Source organism: Streptomyces calidiresistens, from assembly GCF_014141525.1.
GTDB lineage: Bacteria > Actinomycetota > Actinomycetes > Streptomycetales > Streptomycetaceae > Streptomyces > Streptomyces calidiresistens.
In genome coordinates, this window is the sequence record NZ_VKHS01000553.1 from 1 (window position 1) to 3,777 (window position 3,777).

5 protein-coding genes are annotated in these 3,777 nt (G+C 76.0%); 4 read left to right on the plus strand and 1 reads right to left on the minus strand.

The annotated features are described in order from the left end of the window. Positions 1-29: 29 nt before the first annotated feature. The 4 genes from FOE67_RS19400 to FOE67_RS19415 all read left to right on the plus strand — a co-directional run bounded on the left by FOE67_RS19400 (position 30) and on the right by FOE67_RS19415 (position 3,194). Positions 30-680, plus strand: a complete 651-nt coding sequence (locus FOE67_RS19400) for a suppressor of fused domain protein (protein WP_228474054.1) — start codon at positions 30-32, stop codon at positions 678-680. Positions 681-722: 42 nt separating this feature from the next. Further along, positions 723-1,361 (plus strand): DUF6758 family protein, encoded by a 639-nt coding sequence (locus FOE67_RS19405; RefSeq protein ID WP_182666043.1) that lies wholly within the window; start codon positions 723-725, stop codon positions 1,359-1,361. A 103-nt stretch (positions 1,362-1,464) separates the two neighbouring features. Beyond that, positions 1,465-2,313, plus strand: coding sequence for a PHP domain-containing protein (locus tag FOE67_RS19410; protein ID WP_182666044.1), 849 nt, complete (start codon positions 1,465-1,467; stop codon positions 2,311-2,313). A 272-nt stretch (positions 2,314-2,585) separates the two neighbouring features. Beyond that, a complete protein-coding gene (locus tag FOE67_RS19415; protein ID WP_143622265.1) occupies positions 2,586-3,194 on the plus strand; it encodes a MarC family protein in 609 nt (202 codons plus the stop codon). On the opposite strand, the gene FOE67_RS19420 is transcribed toward FOE67_RS19415, so the two are convergent. Beyond that, the coding region (locus tag FOE67_RS19420; RefSeq protein ID WP_182666046.1) for an alpha/beta fold hydrolase at positions 3,178-3,777 on the minus strand (600 nt) is incomplete at its 5' end. The two genes, FOE67_RS19415 and FOE67_RS19420, sit on opposite strands and share 17 nt — an antisense overlap.

Consider the following 3,777-nt stretch of genomic DNA (forward strand, 5'->3'; position numbering starts at 1 on the left):
GCGGGGACGGGGGGACGGCACCGAACCCCCTGCCCGCGGTGGAGCGGGCGCTGGTCGAGGCCTTCGGCGAGCCCGACGCCCGGGCCTCGGTCACCTTCCTGGGCGTGGACCCGATCGAGGTGCTGCGCTTCCTCTGCCCCCCGGAGCCCCGGGAGGCGGGCCCCGGAACCGGCGGGGGCGAGGGGACCGACCCGACCGACGGGGCGCTGGTGCGCTACGTCACCCTGGGCATGTCCGCCGAGCCGATGACCGATCCGGCGGCCCCGGTCGCCGATCCGGTCCGGGGGCCGCGTGCCGAGCTGGTGCTCACCCTGCGGCCCGGCCCCGGCCCCGACCGGCCCCCGATCGACCGCGTCCTGCGCCCCCTGGCCGTCCTGGCGGCGGCGCCCCGGGTGGAGGGGGTGGTGCCCGTCCCCGGCGCCTCCCTGGACACCGGCGAGCCGCTGTGGCCCGGTGCCCCCTTCACCGCCGTGCTGGTGGGCGAGCCCGGCGGCCTGGTGCCCGACGTGCCGCTGCCGGCGCCCGCCGAGCCGGTGCGGATCCTGCCGCTGCTGCCCATGACGCCGAACGAGGCGGCGTGGAAACGGGTGCACGGTGCCGAGGCGCTGCGCGAACTGTGGCTCTCCCGGGGCGTCGACACGCGCGACCCGCGACGCGCCGGCGCACCACTCCCCGGCTGACCTCCTTGACTGGGGGCCCGGACGGGAGGACCGTGGGTACGCATGAGGGGTGAACCGACCTGTCCGAGGTGCGGTGACCGGGTGCGTGCCCCCGGTCTGTTCTCCGACTCCTGGCAGTGTGCCGCCCACGGTCCCGTCCAACCCCTGCAACCGGCCCTGCCCCCGAGCATCGACGCCCTGTCGGTCTGCGTGTCACGGGCGGTGGTACCGGTGTGGATGCCCTGGCCGCTGCCCCTGGGCTGGCTCCACACCGGCGCGGCCTGCGCCGGGGACGAACGCAGCGGCGGGCGGGCGTCCGTCGTGGCCTGCTCCGGACCCGCCCCGCTGGGCGGGCCGGGCGAGTTGCTGCTGATCTCCGAGGAGCCCGCCCTCGGGCTCGGTGCCCGGTTCGCCGGGATCGACGGCCCCGACCCGGCCCCGTTGATGGAGGTGGACCGCTCCCCGCACGCCAAGGTGCACGCGGCGGGCCGGCCCACCCCGCTGTGGCGGCTGCGGGACACCCCGGGGGACCGCGCGGTCTTCGCCGGGGAGGCGCTGGGCCTGTGGTTGTGGGCGGTGGTCTGGCCCGAGGAGGCCGGGCTGATGATGTACGACGAGCTGGTGCTGACCGACCTGCGGGAGGCCGGCGCGGAGATAGACCTCATCCCCTGCGGCGCCCTCTCCCCCAAGCTGCTGCGCTGACCCCGGCCCGGAGGGGCGGGAGGTGCCCGTCGGGGAGCGGTGGCCGGGGCGGGACTAGGGTGGCGGTGTCCCGCCCGTCGCCGTCCCCCGGGGAGCCGCCACCGTGCGCATCGACCTGCACACCCACTCCACGGCCTCCGACGGCACGGACGCCCCCGCCGATCTGATGCGCGGCGCCGCCGCGGCAGGGCTGGACGTGATCGCCCTCACCGACCACGACACGGTGGCCGGGCACGCCGAGGCCGCCGGGGCCCTCCCGGCGGGTCTGACCCTGGTGCCGGGGTGCGAGTTGTCCTGCCGGTACCGGGGCATCGGGCTGCACCTGCTGGCCTACCTCTTCGACCCGGAGGAGCCCGCCCTGGCCCGGGAGCGGGAGCTGTTGCGCGACGATCGGGTGCCCCGGGCCCGGGCCATCGTCCGGCGGCTGACCGACCTGGGCGCACCGGTGGAGTGGGAGCGGGTGGTGGAGCTGGCCGGTCCCGGCGGGACGATCGGGCGGCCGCACATCGCCACCGCCATGGTCGAGGCCGGGATCGTGCCCGATGTGGCCGCCGCCTTCACCCCGGAGTGGATCGCCGACGGCGGCCGGGCGCACGTGGACAAGCACGAGTTGGACGCGGTGGCGGCGGTGCGCCTGGTGCGCGCCGCCGGCGGGGTGACGGTCTTCGCGCACCCAATGGCGGTCAAGCGCGGCCGGGTGCTGCCCGAGAGCGCCGTGGCGGAGCTGGCCGAGGCGGGCCTGGACGGCATCGAGGCCGACCACATGGACCACGACGCGGCGGCCCGCCGCCGGGTCCGCGAGCTGGCCGGCGAACTGGGCCTGCTGGTCACCGGCTCCAGCGACTACCACGGCAGCCGGAAGACCTGCGTGCTGGGCGAGCACACCACCGACCCCGACGTGTACGCGGAGATCGCGGCCCGGGGTTCGGGCGCCGCGCCGATCACCGGCTGACGGCGGGCCGTCCGGCACCGGGGGCCGCCCGGCCGGGCAGCCCCCGCCGGGCCTCCGCGCGGGGTCACCGCCCGGAGGGGCGCGCCCCGGCTCCCGCCTCGTTCGGTACCGGTTCCGACCGGTTGACCGGCGTTCGATACCGTTCGATGTCCTTTCCCGCGCGCCGACCCCCTGCCGCCCCGCCCACCGGGGGTCGGCCGGGTCGGGGCGCGGTCCCCGTTCGCACTCCGTTCCACGGATCCCGAGACAGCACGGTCCCCGTCATGCCCGACATCATCGACATCACCCTCTTCGGCTCCGTCCTGGTCACCCTCTTCGTGATCATGGACCCGCCCGGCATCACGCCGATCTTCCTCGCCCTGACCTCCGGCCGCCCGGTGCGCGTGCAACGGCGGATGGCCTGGCAGGCCACCCTGGTGGCGCTGGCCGTCATCGTCCTCTTCGGTCTCGCCGGGCAGCACATCCTGAACTACCTGGGGGTCTCGGTCCCCGCCCTGATGATCGCGGGCGGCCTGCTGCTCCTGCTGGTCGCGCTGGACCTGCTCACCGGCAAGATGGAGGAGCCCCGGCAGACCAAGGAGGTCAACGTGGCCCTGGTGCCGCTGGGCATGCCGCTGCTGGCCGGGCCGGGCGCCATCGTCACGGTGATCCTCGCGGTCGAGCGCGCCGACGGGGTCGGGGAGCACACCGCGGTGTGGGCGGCGATCGCCCTGCTCCACCTGATCCTCTGGCTCACCATGCGGTACTCCCTGCTCATCGTCCGGCTGATCAAGGATGGCGGCGTGGTGTTGGTCACACGGCTGTCGGGGATGCTGCTGTCGGCGATCGCGGTGCAGCAGATCGCCGGCGGGGTGATGGCCTTCGTCAACGGCGAGGGGTGAGCCGCGCCCAGAAGTCCACCAGGGCCTCGGCCGTGGCGCGCGGACGCTCCACGTTGGGCGAGTGCTCGGCCCCGGGGATCACCGACCGGTGGGCCCGCAGGCGCGCCGCCATCTCGTCCATCCACGCCACCGGCCAGGCCCCGTCCCGCTCCCCGGAGACCACGTGGACCGGGAGACCGGTGGCGGCGAGCTGCTCCACCCGGTCGGGTTCGCGCAGCAGCAACCGCCCGGTCGCCCGCAACTGACCGGGGCTGCTCAGCATCCACCGGCGGAACATGAACGTCCCGACCTCGGAGTGCTCGGGGCGGGGATGCCACAGCCGCCACATCCCGCGCTGCCCGAGCGCCGGGATCCCGGCCCGCAGCACCCGCACCTTCCAGCGGGAGGAGGGACCGAGCCGGCCCGGGCCGGAGCTGAGCAGGGTCAGCGAGGCGAAGGGGTCGGGGCCGCGCAGCACGGCGGCCCGCGCGATCAGTCCGCCCATGGAGTGCCCCAGCAGGTGCACCGGCCCGTCGTCGGCCAGGGTCCGCGCCTGGGCACGGACGTCCTCGGCCAGGGTGCCCAGGGGGTAGTGGCGGGGGTG

What these genes read in the sequence shown, in the direction of transcription:
- FOE67_RS19405 (WP_182666043.1), top strand. Translation starts at nt 723, where the DNA reads ATGAGGGGTGAACCGACCTGTCCGAGGTGCGGTGACCGGGTGCGTGCC.